Below are 15,711 nucleotides of genomic sequence, written 5' to 3' on the forward strand. Positions count from 1 at the left end.
AAAGCGGGGATTTATCACTTCTTCGGTTATTTTTCCTTTCAATATTTATAAAAAAGGGCCCAAAAGGGCCCTTTTTATGGCGAATTACTTATTTCCCAAAAAACATCGGGTTTGACTTTAAATCACTTAATTTAATCTTTTCTTCTAAAAATTCATCTTCCGCGCCAAGAGAGACGAGATTCGGGAATGTTTCATTAAATTCACGATCATTGTTCACATTATCTGATGACGAAAGTACCTTTCTGGCTTTTTCTAAAGTATTATACGGGAACCACTTTATGGGATTTTTCCTCAACTCAAGTCTTTTCAGAAGTGGCAAAGGTGGCACAACTTCCTTCCAAGTCCCTTCCATCAGCAGACATTCACTAGCAAGCAATTCTTCCAAGACGACAAGCGTATCAAGTTTCATGAGGTTCTGCGCCCGCGTATTCGACACATCCAATTTCACGAGTTTTACAAGAGAGGCAAGAGGTCTTAATTCTTGGATTTTCGTGTGGGAAAGATCAAGAGCCGTCAAATTACTTAAGAAACAAAGAGACTCGACTTCTTTGAGATTGATGTGGGAAAGATTAAGATCTTCCAAAATACTCTCCTCATCCTCTCCCCAAACAGGGAGTGAGAGTATCCTTGTGTTCCCGGATCCATTAAATTTTCTAAGGGCTTTCAAGGTTGGAAGAAAATCAAAGCTCTTAAGACGATTGAATGAGAGATCTAAGGAAACGAGAGTGGTTTGAAAAGCGAACCCAAATGGAAACTTAAAAGGTTCTTCAATCCAATTATTTCCCAGGTCTAGGCAACTATAACGACTTAAGAGGGGGACGTATTGAAGATGATCCTCAACCCTCACAAGGCACATGGTGTGCACATGTCTGTCTTTCAATTCAAGACTTCTCAATTCAATCTCCTCTTCCCTTGAGGTTGATACACCCAGCTCCGGCTCGGGGGGAAGCGTTTTGAACCTTAGAAGCTCAATGGGGGCAGGCAGAAGACTTGGCAGTACTGAGGGCAACAGGGAGGCTTTTGGCTTTGTTTGAAGTTTTTGGAAGTTAATTCCAATATCTTTGTGCAATTTCTCATTTTTTTCCGCTTCCTTTTTATATTCCTCACGAAGCGACAATAATTCCACAGGACTCATCTCATCTAGTCTCAACTTTCTCAGGCGCTCTTCCCACTTCTTTTTGACCGCTGGATTATGCAATTGGGCCATAACCTTATGCCAATGACTTCGATGAAATCTCATGTGCTCAGGCGCTCTTATATTCCCATTGTAAAATGTTGTTTGAAAGGGACGCTGAAAATCTCTTCTCGGCCTATTGCCAAGCTCAAGAGGCTCATCGGCTCCAAGAGTCGTGACCACGCCCTCCTCGGATGTACGAAAGATCTCGAAAAAGGTTTTAGCACAGGATAAATTGCCGGACACATCACAAAAATTGGCATCATTTTCACTATCTATGTTAGCCAAATCACCCAAAGATTCTTGGAATTTGATAATAGTGTCCCACCACGTCTCTGCTAAAAATTTTCCAAAATCATCACTCCCCAACAGGCGATGAGTTTTCTCTTTATCCGTTGCGGAATCCATCAAAGGATGTCGAGCCAGGGAGGGTGGCGTTGTCCAACTCTTCTGAATATCATCTTGTACGGTTTGAAAAGTGGTCCCATAGCAATAATCTGACCAATCTGTCAAGCTTACGACATGCTTAACCTTTTCTCGATAATCCCGTTTATATCTTGTGAGAGCATCTTTCAACTTTCTATTAAAGTCATGTGCACGACCATTTCTTCCCTGAAGTACTTTGTCTTTACTCTTCTTTGATTTCAGCATATGCGTCCGTATTATGAGCTCGAGGGGATCATCCCCAATTGTAAATCCTTTAACCCTGTTCTTCTTATTTTCAAGATCTGCTGAAGTTGAGTGCAGGATGGTAATCTTTCTCGGATCATCGGCCAAGTCTCTGAGGTCTGAATCATAGATCAACTCTTCGAGTTCTGCCTGGGTGCGGAAAATAATAACACGGTCCCCCCTATCATCAACATCAACACGTAAAGGATGATCAGCCAACAACTTTTTCAATATTCGATCAAAAGCATCTTTTGCTTTCTTACATTCTTTTAATGCGGCCGAAAAATGAGTCGTATCCGGTACTTCTGTCCTCTCTTGAACGACAAGTGATTCCTTTAATTCTGCTTTTTGGTCTTTCTCCTGGTCCTCAAAACCAGATAGGTTGGATAAGGAATTAATTGAGGCGAGAAGATCTCTGGAAGCATCCTCTACAAGAGCAGTTGTCTGAGTATGTTTCTCATTCCAAGCTTTTGTTTCAGCCGTATACTTTATTTCGGCCTCCTGCAACCGTTTCAAAGCAACATCGTAGGCTTTAAACTCCTCAACTTTCTTTCTCAGCCGCTTCTTAACTTTTTCTCCCGAAAAAGGGAGGTGCTTTTTCCCTGTGATTTTATTGAAGGAAGAGGGTTGTTTTTGAGAAAAGGAAACACCGTAATAATCGTCATAAAACTCTGTATCAGCCTTCCCATAAATCGACGAGACAACTACGGCATTTTCACCGGTTTGATCTTTTAAGCCCAACTCAAGGCACCAGTAGCGAAAGTCAATGACCGGCTCATTCATGAGTTCTAAAACTTCACGACTTTCGACACGCAAAAGACTGCCAGGACGTTTGTCCTCTCCTGCATAGTCTCTTGAGCTTGTATCATCCATAGCGTTGCCATGCTCGACTACTAAGAAACTTAAAGTGACTGCCAAAACTTGAGGGATAATTTTCATGTCTTTCATCCTTACACTTTAATTTTCATCATCATTAATAGAACCCACAGCGTGACCTAACGGGGCTTCTTCAAGGACAAAATTGTCAACCTTGAAAGTTTTAATCAGGGGATACATTTCTCGAACTGTGGGAAATGTCTCCTTAAAGAGTTCGGTGTTCACCTGAAGCGGTTCCATCTGGAGGTTAGGGTTGCCTCTTCCATTAAAAGTAACGAGGCGAGGCAAGCTTGGAAGCACATAACCCAGCGCGCCCTGAAGTCCCACATTCGCAACGTTAAGAAACGTCAAATTTCCTAAAGAAGAAAGACCCCCAAGGTTATCAAACGTGTTGTCAGAAATATCGAGTTCGAGAAGACCGGTCAATTGTCCAAGAATACTTGTCGTTTCATATTTATTTCCTTGAAGCTGATTCCCAGAGACATTTAACTTATCTAAGTTACACGGTATTTCCCCTAAAGGAGACAATTTTTGCAAGCGATTTCCCGCCACATTAAGAGTGTGAAGATAAGGTAATATATTTCTAAGACAGTCAAGACTGGTCAACTGATTGTTGCTTAAATCAAGATGGAATATATGTGTTGAAAATACAAGTGGGTCTGGGTTAAGGAGAAGATTATGACTCAGATTGACCGTGTCTAAGTAGTAAAAAGTGTAAGAGCGACCCGGACCATTCCCCATCCATTCTTGGACAATCAGATCTTTATCTGTAAACTCTCGGGCACTTAAATTAACCACTTCAGACTTTTTTCGAGGAAGTCTGCTCGATTCGGGCTGGAACCTTTTATCCAGCATTCCTAAAGGACTCGGAATTGTCGACCAATCAAATTGACCTTTCATAAGGTCTGTACAAATCCTTCGTTGCTCTGTGAGCAATTCCTCATACTTATTAAGGAGTTTGCAATATTTAGCAACATTGAGGGGATCCAATTCAGGCTTGTTCTGATAAGACAAATGCGGTGCATCATTAGGTGTAATGGGCAATGCCGGGGATTGTGGCCTCTTCTCAAAAGAAGCTTACTTTGACCCTGATGTAATTCCTCGAGGATAAGAATAAAATGTGCCCGATGAAGGGTAACAGGATCAGACACTAGCCGCACCTCATCAACATTACTCCCTTTAAAAACATTTAAAAAATGAATTGGACGTTTCACAATAGGAGCTTCTTCTTTATCTATAAAATCAGGCAACGTTTTAAATCTTAGATCAATCAGAAGTTGGGAATTATCTCTGGGAGCATCGTCATCGTGCAACTCATCCATAATAAATACACGATGATTCACCACCTCAACAGGAACGATTCCCTTTCTTTCCTGTTGAGCAATCAGTTTATCAAAACGAGTGATTTTGCTCCATATTTTGCGCCTAAATTTACCCAATTGATCTTTATTGAACTTAGCAAGAGCGTACCCTTGATCTGTTGTTTCGTCTCTTTCTCTCTCGCGGCAGGAACGAATCGGGTATCTCGCATAAATGCCATCTATACACTCCCAAATGGTATTTCCCATGCACCACCATTTTTTGAAAGGCAAGGTTCCTGTCCACCCACTCACTTGAGGGTGAAAATAAAAACGATGCGTCGAACAAATTTCTTTAAAGAACTCTTGCTCAACATGTATATCTTGGACAAGCCTCACGAGCATAGAGATCGCGATATCTAGGTCTACAGGACTAGAAATCACAACGCCTTTTTCATTTTTTTCTTGCCGGCGAGGCTCTACTCTTACCTTTGGTTTTGAACTGTAATATGCCAGATCCAACTTAATGGGTTTTGGAACAGCAAAGTCTCTTTGCATATCATCCCAGGAAAGCTTCGGATGCAACTGCATGTATTTCTTCTTGATAGCCTCCAGTGCTCGTTCGGCAACGGTATCATTTTCTTGGGCTTTTGCTAAAATTTCTACAGCGACCGGCTTCTTCTGTTTTCTAGACAACCTTTCTTGCGTTTTCCCTTTCAATAAGATTGCATCTCGCAAAGGCTCCCAGTGTTCCCCGCGCTTCTCATGCCACTTTACAAGCTCTTTTCCAACTTTGTTCTGAAGCTCACTCATCGAGGGTTGTGGGGTGATGCCTTTAAAGGTTTCTTCATTGAAGAGAAACTTGTGTGGTAAGGGGCAAGAGGTCCCATCTCCCCAATCCTTTAAGCAACTGATTAGGCGAAAATCAAAGGGAAATACTTCCCCCTCTTCATCCGTATTGTCGCTCATCGGGGATGATCTCACCTCACTTGGTTGTGGACTCGCCTCCGCTATAGCCATTTCGCCTTTCGCATCATCTCTTCCTTCCCTTTTCAAAGGATTTTGAGATTTCCGCCTTGATGCTAATTTAATAGGGGGGCGTTGTGCCTTCACCCAACCGCCTCTAGCAGGCAATGGACCCTCCGAGGCCATTGCCGGAGCCGGGACCATGGCCGAATCTTGAGAAACAACTCCTGGACCTGAATCTTTCTCATCATCAAGCATACTTTGCATATCAGCTTCCGTTAAGGGCGTTGCTGACTCTGTATCGCTCATTCTAAAGACATTATCGTCAATCTTATCGTCAATCTTTTCAGCAGCTTTTACGTCACTGAAGATCGACACAAATAAACTCAATGCACATAATTTGAAGATGAACTTTTTCATGAGAATGCCTTCTTATTGTTTTAAATTTTAAGAAAGTTATTCTTAAAAGATATTCAGAGCATGGGGAACTGTCAATAGGGGAGAACTCAAGACTGTTGAAAACGTAAATATTCTCCAGGATTTATCTCCCATCTTGCCGTCATTGCGAGCGAAGCGAAGCAATCCAGGAGCCAAGGACAAGCTATTAAAAGCAAAATTTCTAGGGGATAATGCTTCCAGATCTCTTAATGTTGCCCCTGGATTGCTTCGCTTCGCTCGCAATGACGATTAACTTATTAATTTTAAAGGATAAAAGTCTTACTCTTCCTTCCCCTCAACCCCATACACCCCGTGGTCTTTATGCCATCCTTCAATGGAATCCTCAGGATATTGGGCAATATATCGCTCCTTTTTGCCTTTAGGTATTTCGCACCACTTGGCGGCAAAGTCGAGCATCATATGGATGCGCTCAAGGGGCTTTGGTAAGGGGGTGTCAATGGCAGATGCAAAGGGATAAACCCAATCCGGCCATTGCGGATCCGATATCCACAAACAGCTGGCGCAGATTTTGCAAAAATGACGTTGTCCAGAACTTTCCTCAAAGGTGCCGGTCATTTTCCCTGGCATGCGGGCTCGGTAAATGCTGACATGCTCCCTTCCCTCAACTTTGAAGGTATTTGCTTGGCCCATAATGTTGATAGCATACCCGCCACCGCCTGCAGTTTTGCGACATATGGAACAATAGCAATACATAAAGGGATAAGGCGTGAAGGATTCCACCTCAAAGCGGACAGATTGACAATGACAAGAACCGATTAGTTTCATGAATTCTATAACTCACCTTACTCCAGTTATTTGATTAAATTCTTTACTATCTCCCCCTCTAGGATCTCTTTAATTCCAGTAATATCTTGAAATGTAGACTCGATATCATCATGACCGTTTAGTAACCTCTCGGCTGTGCTCCCTAAAATTGAACCTAATGATGAAGCAGATTGGGGCACTGGGTAATACCAATTAAATAATTTTCTTGTTACCCCTAACGGAATTTCATGAATTTTAAAATAGCAACCAACTGCCATTACCAATGCCGAGTCGAGCCGGAAAAGGACATCCCAGCAGGAATAAAGAGCTAAAGAGCTTAAGGCTACTTTAGAAAGGTTCTGGTATCTGCTGAACCACATATCCCTCTTCTCAGTTTGTGATTTTTCATCCCAAAGCTTAACGCGTTCATTTATGCCAGCGACAACTTCACCCCAACCACTAGGGCTCTCATGACTCTCCGCATCATTTGGTTCTCTCAATAATTTATTGATTGCCTGATTTATTTGTGTGGTCCCGATAGGTCTATGACCAAGATTAAAAATCCCAATGATGTCACCATCGTTATTCCTCAACCCAGATCCGCTAAACCCAGGCGTGATAAATGAAACATAGGAGGGTTCCTTAATGTCATTAAATGACACCACAGCTATGCTTTCCGTTATCTTACCATCTCCATCTTTAGAGGACGAAACCCCGCCTTCCCTTATTCTGACTTCTCTATAATGTCTTCGAATGCGATCCATCTCAAAGGTGATATGACCATCCTCATGAACTTTTACCAACATGCCATAACCAGAAAGGCTAAGATTCGTTTTAGAGCTCGTAAAATGACGTCCAAGGCCTTCAAAGAAGCCAAATTTGGAAGATGCAATTTTTGAAGGAACTACTTCTTCGGGGTATGTTCCTAGAATAAGACATGCGATATCATGTTTCGTAAGCACACCCTTAGCATTGGTATATTCAGGTAGAGCAATAATTTGAACGACATTGTAATAGCGGTCTGAAGTTTCAAACTTAACCGTATACTTCGCTGGGATTTCAACAACATGAAGCGCTGTTAAAACATACTTTAATGTTTCGCCTGAAGGAGAAAGAAAAGAAACTAAAACACCCGATCCAATCATTTTAGAATGGCCGCCACCAGGCATTTCAACTATACCACTTTGAATGAGACAGGTTGATTGATGTTTACGGTTTACGTCTGGGTCCTCGAGGATTCTAAAAAACCGAGATTGGTCTTGTGTCTCATCAAGGTGAGCATAGCATACTTTAGGATTTCTATCCCCTAAAGTATCCTCTCGACCGGCAGCATTGGCTTCAGAAAATATGAGCCCAAATCCCAAAATTATCAATATTATCGCTTTATTCATGACTTAACTATTTCCTCAATTTATTCCAAATTATTCACAGTAATATTGTTCGCAATTTATACTTAATATTATGGTTTTGCAAGTAAATTTAATAAATACTTAACTGCACTTTAAAAGGGGGGATACATTACCAACATTCTTATTTTTCCTCTCTTCTCTTATTGGGAGAGCCTCGTTATCAACCAAGTTTGCCAATCATAAGGCCCAAGCAGCCGTAGATCAAGGACTGACCTGATGGTCTATAGGCTCGTTTCAAGGAAGGGCGTATGCCCTAATTTTGAGATTAAAAAGGGAATGAAAACAACTGAAAATATTAATTTTCCGTTAAGCCATCTTGATTTCTTGACCTTTCGCCCTAATTTAATAGGTGTAGGCATCATTATCCACCACGAGACGAGGAGACGTTGAAAAAATACGACGGATACGCTCTCATTACAGGGGGATCAAGCGGTATTGGACTTGCCTTTGCCCATGAATTGGCGGCAAGAGGGTATGATCTTGTTCTTGTTGCAAGGGACAAAGCAAAATTAACTGCTGCAAAAAAGAGCATTCAAACCATGCATTCCGTTAAGGTCATAACCTTGAGTCAAGATCTAACGAAAGGAGATTCTGCTGACAAAATTTATAAGTTTCTTCACGCAAAGAAAATCCACATTGGCCTCTTGGTGAATAATGCTGGATTTGGATCTTTTGGCTATTTTCATCAGCAAGATCGCATGAAAACACTCCATATGATTAACACCATGTGTTTGGGTTATACAGATTTAACCTACAGGTTAATTCCTGCCATGCTTGAAAGATCGTCAGGTGGCATTATATTTATTTCTAGCATACTTGCTCTTGTTCCAGGTCCACTCCTTGCTGTTTACGCCGCTTCAAAAGCTTATGTTTTAAAACTTGGAATCAGTCTTCATATCGAGTATGGGAGCAAAGGAATCGATGTTTTAACCGTATGCCCTGGGCCCATTGATACCAACTTTTATAGAACCGAGAACATTCCAAAACCCAAAACAAATCTCTTACCTCCAAGTGTCGTTGCAAAGAAGTCTTTGAAAGCGCTCGGAAACAAGATAGCTATATCAGTGCCAAGCGATCTTCTCCTAAGAATTCTGCCCATTCTTAATAAACTTCTATCCTTAAAGATAATGGAAAAATTAACAAAGAAGGCCTACAAAGACCTCTTTAACGTCGACCTTTAACCACCCCTCCTCGCAAAATCAAGAAGGGAGGTTTCATTTACATTGTCTCGACAGCTTCTGAAATCTCTGCCATCGTAATGCCCATTTCACGAAGAAGCGACATTTGCATCACACACACCTGAATCAAAAACTTGATCTCAACAATTCTTGAGGGCGCATAATTGAGTCATAGGTTAGCTTCAGGTCCCTTCTCCTTAGATCCTTTTACGATGAAATGCTATTTTTTAAATAAGACTCATCAATATGCTGCCGGATAGTGCCTTTCGGGGATCATTATTTAGTTGTAATGCACGCTCGCCCCTTAGTTAGCGCTTTTGCTGGCATCCTGAGTAGGCTCTGGTTTGTGTTCGAATGACTTAACATATTGCGACAGTGTATTCCCCAAATAATACCACCCCAGGTACCCTTTCTTTGCCTTCTCAAACTCCTCATCCGTATAGTCTTGTTGCTCTTCAATGATTCCAAGAATATACTTTGGACTTGTGGGCCCAAGAAGGGCGGTTGCTCCATGAAGGAGTTGTGCGTCTCTTACGATCTTGGGCTGAATACCTTTTTCTTTTCCAGCCGGCAAAAGTCGACCCTGATTATCAATGAAACCTTGTTCAAATAACGCCGTATCGTGTAAGTAGTCTTTTGCATCCTGTTCATTGAGCGTAATGGTCAAGTATTTATCTGCGGGATATCCTTTAAAGGTTGTAAGCGCTCTCTCTCTCGGCCCATGGGTCCTAAATTTTCTGAAGTAGGCTTCTTTTCTCTTCGCAAACTCCGCATCAGAGATGCCTTCCCATTCAACCATTTTTCCATAAATAAAGTTGGGACTGGAGCGGCCAAATAAGGGAGTAGCGATATGCAAAATTGCTGGATCTCGAACGATCTTTGGTTGAACTCTTTTTTCTTTTCCAGCCGGCAAAAGTCGACCCTGATTATCAATGAACCCTTGCTTGAACAAAGCCAAATCATGCAAATAATCGTCTGCTTCCTGTTTGGTCAAGGTAAAAGTCAAGTATTTATCGGGGGGATACGGAACATTCGCATCATTAAAAGGGCCAATTTCTTCTGCCACTTCCTTGCCATTATCTACAGCAATTACAGCTGTGCTTGGATCCTTCTTGTGGGCTCTTGCCAACTTGGCTTCCGCTTCGATCGCTTTTAGGGCTTTTTGTTTGAGTTCAGAAAGTTTCGCTGATACGGCCCTGACCTTTTCTGGATTCGGTGCAATCTTTTCTTGTGACTTTTTCGCCGCCTCATTTTTTTCACGAATTTCTGTCTCTTTTTCCTCAATCCGTGTCTTCACGGATTTACCATCGGAAGCCCATCCTGAGAGACTCACCATTAGTCCCAGTGTAACGATTCCGAATTTTCTCATTTGTGCGACTCCCCTAACGATATTTATTTTATCAATTGTACAATTAATCTATTAACTTGAGGTTAAGGAGATCAGATAGCATGAGAAAGTCTACTATATCTTTACAGCCCTGCCGGGCCTATAAAATTACCCTGGTTTCTAAACAATGAAACCAGGGTTTTATATAAGATACTATATGCTTGATAAGAAATGAATTTCAGGCTTGCTGAGAAGGCCAGCCTTTTCTCTTGCTTCCCTCAACTCAGGAGATGCGTTATAATTCTTCGCGCATTCTAAGTCTTTTGCTTCAAAAATCAACGTGACAGTGTTTGGATTTTCAATGTCTGTGAAAAGATGTAAAGGCTTCACACCTAATTTTTGGTGATGTTGAACCGTGCTTTCATACACATTTCTCCACTGTTGATAATCAGATACAGGGTAACGAATAAGCATTTGTACTGTCATAATTTTCTCTCCTTTTCTTGCATGCATATGAATTATATACATTTCTTTCCTAAGGATTGATTAATGATCATGCCCAATTTCTGCGTACCAAGAATTTGAGGGGAGTTACTTTTTTCAGGGAAATGGTTACTTTAATTGGTTGCGGGGGCTGGATTTGAACCAACGACCTTCAGGTTATGAGCCTTAGAATCTGGCGTTTTCCTAACTTACCTCATCTCTTATAAAGTTCTACAAATCAAGGAGTTCTGGGTATATTTATTATATAAAATTTTATAGAGTTAGCCAAAAATTTACCTATAATGCGGCACCAGTGAGGCACCGGAGAGAAAATGAAAGTTAATTTTACCAAACCATTTTTGAAGAACTGCACCCCTCCCCTCAAAGGAAAAATGGTGAGTCTCATGTGATTCCACTGACGGATCCGGCTATTGAAATATTAAAGGAACGGCAACAAACCTCTCAAAGTCCATACGTTTTTCCTGGAAAGGGTGAGAAAGGATACTTGACCGACCCAAAGAAAGCTTGGAAGCGTGTGTTAAAACGAGCTGATATTGCTGATCTGCGGATTCACGATCTTCGCAGAACGCTGGGAAGCTGGATGGGAGCCCTCGGCGCAACAACTGCCATTATTGGCAAAACCCTAGCTCACAAAAGTGTTGAGGCCACTAGAGTTTATGAACGCCTTGATATCGATCCTGTGAGAGAGTTTATAACCTTAGCCAATGAAGCCTTTTTCGATGTTGCTTATGCTGGAAATACGTCGTCGTCCAAAAAACCACCTGTTAAACGCCGAAGAAATTAACAATCCCTCTTCAAAAGCAATGCGACAGACGCGACAATGAGACAAACTTAAAAGCATGGTCTGTCATCCTCTGTAATCCTCACTTCTAAAAACTCGATTTGTCGCATTCTCATTTGCGACACGTTGCGACAAGTGGAATATATAAAATTACTGCTCCCTTCCTATAATTCTACCCCTTAAATAACCTTTTATATTCATAAATGTTCTTGTCTGCCTTAAGATACTCAGGATAAACAAAATATTCCTGACGCTTCTTGGTTATCAAATCCGGGAGGATGTTTTTGAGGTTTGAGTTTTGAACGATCCTCGTTTTCTCATAGGCACTGATGATGCCTTTTCCTTTTTGCGCTGCCTCAATCAGGCACTCAAGCGAGTTGGAAAGGAATGCGTGGTTGTGTCTATCTCCACTGTCAATGCTGAGTTCTAAAACCCCTTTCGCATCCTCGAAGGAATCAACTTCGGAGATAGAGGAAACAAAGCGATGGTGTTTCAGGTCCTCGATGGTCTGGGGTTCACCGTATTTTTCCAGGTATCGAGTGCTCGCATAAGGTTTCTTCACTGATGTGAAAAACGGTTCTTGGATGACCTGCCATTTCACATCATCTGTCTTTGGATCATGAGGTTGAATGGCCATATCTACATCGTACAAAATAACGTCAATGGTTTGATCTGCGCCGATTACCTCGAAAACAAGGTCTGGATGATCCACATTATACTCCAGAATAAGATCATTGATGAGATATGCCGCGAGATCATGACTGGTTGCAATCCTAATCTTTCTCTTCTTCCCAGGCTTCAAGGGTGCAAATGTTTGGCTGGTGAATCCCTTCATATCTAAAAAAACGCTCTCAGCAATCCCAAAAAGTTCTTCACCTTTTCGTGTAAGGTTAACTCCATCTTTTTTGCGCGCAAACAAAGGGTATCCCAAGTGTTTCTCAAGCCCTGTAATGTGGCGACTGAAAGCAGATTGGGTTAGGTTCATTAAAGGTGCGGCATAAGAAATATTCCCCATCTTAGCCACATAATAAAAGGCTTTGAGTTTTTCCCAATCTAGGTCCCGAAAGTAAGGTGAGGTATTTAAAGGCAACATGGTCAGAACTTTCTATCAATGCGCAGATAATGAGTGATCCAGGAGGTATTTCCGAAAAGCAGGATTACTCTTTTGACCGCGCCATAAAGTTTGGCGAAGATCTCTATCAACGTCATCCATAAAATCAATCACCTCATCATAGGTCTCTACATCGGTCGGAATGACAATCTGTGTTTGGACGCCTCTTGTGGTTATGATTTCTTCTTCAGAGGTGAAAAAACCTCGATATATTTCTAGATAATCAATTTTGGTCTCATCGAAGGTCAGGGTAAGGGTGACTGCCTCCTTCTCTTCACAAAACAAGAAAAGTTGCTCCAATATCTTTAGTTGAAACTGAACCATCAAAATTCCTTGAAGGTATTCGTCCCAGTAAACCTTTTCATTAAACTGCGATTCGTTGATACTGGGAAAGTTACATGTCATAATCGGCACAAGATACTCTTCTTCCTCTCCATCTTTAGGTGAAACTGCAAAGCCTTCTGACAGCTCTAGAGTCATTTCACAAGTTAAATCTTGGGTAAAGTCTTGTGCTCTAAAAATATAAAGATTTTGAGAAAACTCTCGAATATCTACAAGAAAGGTATTTAAGGGCGGGGATAATGTAGGGGTTTGTTTTGCCTCAAGATCTTTGGACAAAACGCTTCCATAAATAGGATGGGTGTTGTTGACTATTAATTTAAGCATAAAACTTTCTCCCACAAAATGAGCTAAACGAGTTCATTATAGCTGCCATGTGTATGTTAATCAAGTATTTTGATTGTATTCTACACACTTGCCCATTAATTTTGTCTTAAGACTACTTCTCGATTATCATTTATAGATACTATCTCACCTCAGGGATAGCTAATTTCATGAGTTTTCACAAAAAGCCGCACTGCTTAAAAATAATTTTAAAAGGATACACAAATACATTGTGATAAGCAGAAAAAGTGTGTATTGTAAAAGAAGATTTAAGGATAATTATATATAAATGTTCTCTATTGACGCAATTTGCATAGCCGATATGATTTTTAGGTGCGGCCTCTATAAATTTAATAAAAGAGTTTATGATGAAGATGTCCGACACTCCTACAACAGAAGAGAAAGATCCGAACAAACCGCTAACCGTTGGTGAGAGGTTTCGACTTGCACGAGAGCTTTCCCCCCTATCTCGCAAAGCATTTTGCACGAAATATGGACTAAATTGGTATACGGTTCAGTCTTGGGAGCTCCGCCGGAACTTTTCTCGAGGCGTTAATTTAACCAAGTTTTGTCAGGCTTTAGCCGAAGAAGGCATCGTTTGCACAGAAGATTGGCTCATTGAGGGAATTGGCCCCACACCCTACCTAGAGTCTTCTAGAGAAGCCGCAACATATGTGCCGCCAATAACATCTCGACAACTCAAAAAACAATCCCCCGATCTTTTGAAAACTCTCATCCAGGAAGAGATCGCTTTGTTTTGCGACCATAGTCAGCAAATTGGAAGAAAGGGCGTGGCCATTCAAATAACCGACGAGGCTATGGCTCCAGATTATGAAGTTGGAGAATTTATTGGCGCCCTAAACATCCCTTTGGACCAGATTCATCTTTTTCACCAAGTTATTTGTTTGGTTGAAGCATCCCCCAATCATTTTTTGGTCCGCCGTTTGTTGAAAGAAGGAGAGGCCTATATTCTCTTGGCAACAAATAAGGATTATCCCTTGATTCGCCTAGAGGAGATTGCAAGTTTGAGTGAAGTCGTCTGGCGACGACGAGGCTCTACAATTTAAGGCATTGACGGCGTTTTGTCGCAGGGAAGAAAAAGTTCAAACGTGATAAAATAAAAAGCATCAATAATTTTGATTTTATATAAAAAATGAAGGAAGCATTATGATAAACAATTACAAATCCCCGATATCACGTTTATCGATACTTGAATTTCTCTCGTCATCATATCCTTTGGATTCACTCAAGGATTTCTATCTTATTGGCTGCCAGCACTTGCTTCCATCGACCCTACTCATGTTACGATCATGTTTTGATAATGGCCTTCTACCTGAAAGAACGGCTTTAATTGGGAAATGCTATTCTAACAGTCCAACTGCACTAGCTCTAATGGAAGAGGAAGGAATATATATTTGTCCCTCAAGTTCTCAATTTGACAGCCATCAATCCTACGATAATCAATTTCGAAAAAACATGTCAGAGTTTTTTCAAAACGTTGTTACCAGATTAAAGATCCCCCAACATGCAAAACTAATTGTTTTGGATGACGGCGGTGAACTTATTTCTATTGTTAATAGTTGCGCTACAATGTTTAGACAGGTTATAGGCGTTGAACAAACATCTGCTGGGTATCATAAACTAGCTAAGCTTAAGTTGAATATTCCCATTATTAATGTTGCGCGGTGTTCCCTAAAATTAATAGGTGAATCCCCTGCAGTTAGTGAAGCTCAAATTCAACATATCACACGAGCTATTAATAATCTGGGGATTGTCCCAAAAAGAATTCTCATAGCTGGCAATGGAGCTCTCGGTAAATACCTAACGCAGGCACTTCGGCTTCGTTATGATGTCGTTTGTTATGATAAGATACCTCATTTGAGCGAAATTCATAAGGAAGACCTCGATGTTTCTTCTTTTGATATGATCATTGGCGCTACGGGAAACAGAATTATGACCTCTGAGCACATTTCAAATTTAAAAGAAGGTGTTGTCCTGGTAAGTGCATCTTCCTCTGATCGTGAGTTTGATGCTTCCTATTTTAGGAAAAAGATTGAAAAGAATGATAATTGCCATGAAGATATATTTGTTGATGGCATACATTTATTAAACTGTGGCTTCCCTGTAAACTTTCAAGGAGCTGATGAAGATAGTATTCCTTTAGAAAAGATCCAGTTGACAATAGCCCTCATGTTTTGTTCAATATTTAAAGGGGTTGTTGAAACAAACTCCAAAGGCCTCCTGGATCTTGATTATCCTCAAAGATCTGTTCTCTATCAATTAAGTCAAGGCCAACTCTTACAAAACAAATTGGAAAAGCTTAGTTTGTTGAACTGTTCATAGAATAAAAGGAGCTTTTATGTTGAGGAATTACTGCTTAAATCTATGGGCTCGGATCAACCAAAAAGCCACAAATTCTGAAACATATTTAACCAATCTGGGTTATTTTATTATTGTCACCTTCCCTATGTTTTATCTTATGAACAAATATATTATCGGGATACATGGCTATGAAAGCTTATTTCTAAGACTAAGTATAGGGTTTCTAGGTT

At 40.9% G+C, this 15,711-nt stretch carries 13 protein-coding genes; 4 read left to right on the forward strand and 9 right to left on the reverse strand.

Annotated features, from left to right (window positions below; genetic code table 11):
- Nucleotides 1-88: 88 nt before the first annotated feature.
- The 5 genes from K2Y18_00135 to K2Y18_00155 form a co-directional block, all read right to left on the reverse strand.
- On the reverse strand, nucleotides 89-2,782 hold the full coding sequence (locus tag K2Y18_00135; protein ID MBX9804146.1) for a hypothetical protein: 2,694 nt from the start codon (nucleotides 2,780-2,782) through the stop codon (nucleotides 89-91).
- An 18-nt stretch (nucleotides 2,783-2,800) separates the two neighbouring features.
- A complete protein-coding gene (locus tag K2Y18_00140; protein ID MBX9804147.1) occupies nucleotides 2,801-3,619 on the reverse strand; it encodes a leucine-rich repeat domain-containing protein in 819 nt (272 codons plus the stop codon).
- Nucleotides 3,616-5,403 (reverse strand): hypothetical protein, encoded by a 1,788-nt coding sequence (locus tag K2Y18_00145; GenBank protein MBX9804148.1) that lies wholly within the window; start codon nucleotides 5,401-5,403, stop codon nucleotides 3,616-3,618. The genes K2Y18_00140 and K2Y18_00145 overlap by 4 nt, the downstream gene beginning before the upstream one ends.
- 297 nt (nucleotides 5,404-5,700) lie before the next feature.
- Nucleotides 5,701-6,207 (reverse strand): GFA family protein, encoded by a 507-nt coding sequence (locus K2Y18_00150; protein ID MBX9804149.1) that lies wholly within the window; start codon nucleotides 6,205-6,207, stop codon nucleotides 5,701-5,703.
- Between the two features lie 26 nt (nucleotides 6,208-6,233).
- On the reverse strand, nucleotides 6,234-7,577 hold the full coding sequence (locus tag K2Y18_00155; protein ID MBX9804150.1) for a hypothetical protein: 1,344 nt from the start codon (nucleotides 7,575-7,577) through the stop codon (nucleotides 6,234-6,236).
- A 404-nt stretch (nucleotides 7,578-7,981) separates the two neighbouring features.
- Between K2Y18_00155 and K2Y18_00160 the strand changes: the two genes are divergently transcribed.
- The gene (locus tag K2Y18_00160) at nucleotides 7,982-8,776 is read left to right on the forward strand and encodes an SDR family oxidoreductase (GenBank protein ID MBX9804151.1); all 795 of its coding nucleotides are present in this window, start codon (nucleotides 7,982-7,984) and stop codon (nucleotides 8,774-8,776) included.
- A gap of 301 nt (nucleotides 8,777-9,077) precedes the next feature.
- On the opposite strand, the gene K2Y18_00165 is transcribed toward K2Y18_00160, so the two are convergent.
- Nucleotides 9,078-10,142 carry a hypothetical protein gene (locus K2Y18_00165; protein ID MBX9804152.1) on the reverse strand — a complete coding sequence of 355 codons (1,065 nt, stop codon included), beginning with the start codon at nucleotides 10,140-10,142 and terminating at the stop codon, nucleotides 9,078-9,080.
- Nucleotides 10,143-10,313: 171 nt separating this feature from the next.
- Nucleotides 10,314-10,586: a hypothetical protein gene (locus K2Y18_00170; GenBank protein ID MBX9804153.1), complete on the reverse strand. Its 273-nt coding sequence runs from the start codon at nucleotides 10,584-10,586 to the stop codon at nucleotides 10,314-10,316.
- Nucleotides 10,587-10,989: 403 nt separating this feature from the next.
- On the opposite strand from K2Y18_00170, the gene K2Y18_00175 reads away from it, so the two are divergent.
- Nucleotides 10,990-11,388 carry a tyrosine-type recombinase/integrase gene (locus K2Y18_00175; protein ID MBX9804154.1) on the forward strand — a complete coding sequence of 133 codons (399 nt, stop codon included), beginning with the start codon at nucleotides 10,990-10,992 and terminating at the stop codon, nucleotides 11,386-11,388.
- A 169-nt stretch (nucleotides 11,389-11,557) separates the two neighbouring features.
- Here the strand turns inward: K2Y18_00175 and K2Y18_00180 are convergent, their stop codons facing one another.
- The gene (locus tag K2Y18_00180; protein ID MBX9804155.1) at nucleotides 11,558-12,478 is read right to left on the reverse strand and encodes a LysR family transcriptional regulator; all 921 of its coding nucleotides are present in this window, start codon (nucleotides 12,476-12,478) and stop codon (nucleotides 11,558-11,560) included.
- A gap of 15 nt (nucleotides 12,479-12,493) precedes the next feature.
- Nucleotides 12,494-13,162 (reverse strand): hypothetical protein, encoded by a 669-nt coding sequence (locus K2Y18_00185; protein MBX9804156.1) that lies wholly within the window; start codon nucleotides 13,160-13,162, stop codon nucleotides 12,494-12,496.
- A gap of 362 nt (nucleotides 13,163-13,524) precedes the next feature.
- Between K2Y18_00185 and K2Y18_00190 the strand changes: the two genes are divergently transcribed.
- Complete coding sequence (locus tag K2Y18_00190) at nucleotides 13,525-14,226, forward strand: S24 family peptidase (GenBank protein ID MBX9804157.1); 702 nt, start codon at nucleotides 13,525-13,527, stop codon at nucleotides 14,224-14,226.
- A gap of 232 nt (nucleotides 14,227-14,458) precedes the next feature.
- Nucleotides 14,459-15,502: a hypothetical protein gene (locus tag K2Y18_00195; protein MBX9804158.1), complete on the forward strand. Its 1,044-nt coding sequence runs from the start codon at nucleotides 14,459-14,461 to the stop codon at nucleotides 15,500-15,502.
- Nucleotides 15,503-15,711 lie beyond the last annotated feature (209 nt).

This window comes from Alphaproteobacteria bacterium, assembly GCA_019746225.1.
Taxonomy (GTDB): Bacteria; Pseudomonadota; Alphaproteobacteria; order Paracaedibacterales; family VGCI01; genus VGCI01.

Excerpts from the sequence above, each read along its gene's own strand:
- K2Y18_00135 (MBX9804146.1), bottom strand. The coding sequence starts at position 2,782 with ATGAAAATTATCCCTCAAGTTTTGGCAGTCACTTTAAGTTTCTTAGTA.
- K2Y18_00140 (MBX9804147.1), bottom strand. The coding sequence starts at position 3,619 with ATGAAAGGTCAATTTGATTGGTCGACAATTCCGAGTCCTTTAGGAATG.
- K2Y18_00145 (MBX9804148.1), bottom strand. The coding sequence starts at position 5,403 with ATGAAAAAGTTCATCTTCAAATTATGTGCATTGAGTTTATTTGTGTCG.
- K2Y18_00150 (MBX9804149.1), bottom strand. The coding sequence starts at position 6,207 with ATGAAACTAATCGGTTCTTGTCATTGTCAATCTGTCCGCTTTGAGGTG.
- K2Y18_00155 (MBX9804150.1), bottom strand. The coding sequence starts at position 7,577 with ATGAATAAAGCGATAATATTGATAATTTTGGGATTTGGGCTCATATTT.
- K2Y18_00165 (MBX9804152.1), bottom strand. The coding sequence starts at position 10,142 with ATGAGAAAATTCGGAATCGTTACACTGGGACTAATGGTGAGTCTCTCA.
- K2Y18_00170 (MBX9804153.1), bottom strand. The coding sequence starts at position 10,586 with ATGACAGTACAAATGCTTATTCGTTACCCTGTATCTGATTATCAACAG.
- K2Y18_00180 (MBX9804155.1), bottom strand. The coding sequence starts at position 12,478 with ATGTTGCCTTTAAATACCTCACCTTACTTTCGGGACCTAGATTGGGAA.
- K2Y18_00185 (MBX9804156.1), bottom strand. The coding sequence starts at position 13,162 with ATGCTTAAATTAATAGTCAACAACACCCATCCTATTTATGGAAGCGTT.
- K2Y18_00190 (MBX9804157.1), top strand. The coding sequence starts at position 13,525 with ATGATGAAGATGTCCGACACTCCTACAACAGAAGAGAAAGATCCGAAC.
- K2Y18_00195 (MBX9804158.1), top strand. The coding sequence starts at position 14,459 with ATGTTACGATCATGTTTTGATAATGGCCTTCTACCTGAAAGAACGGCT.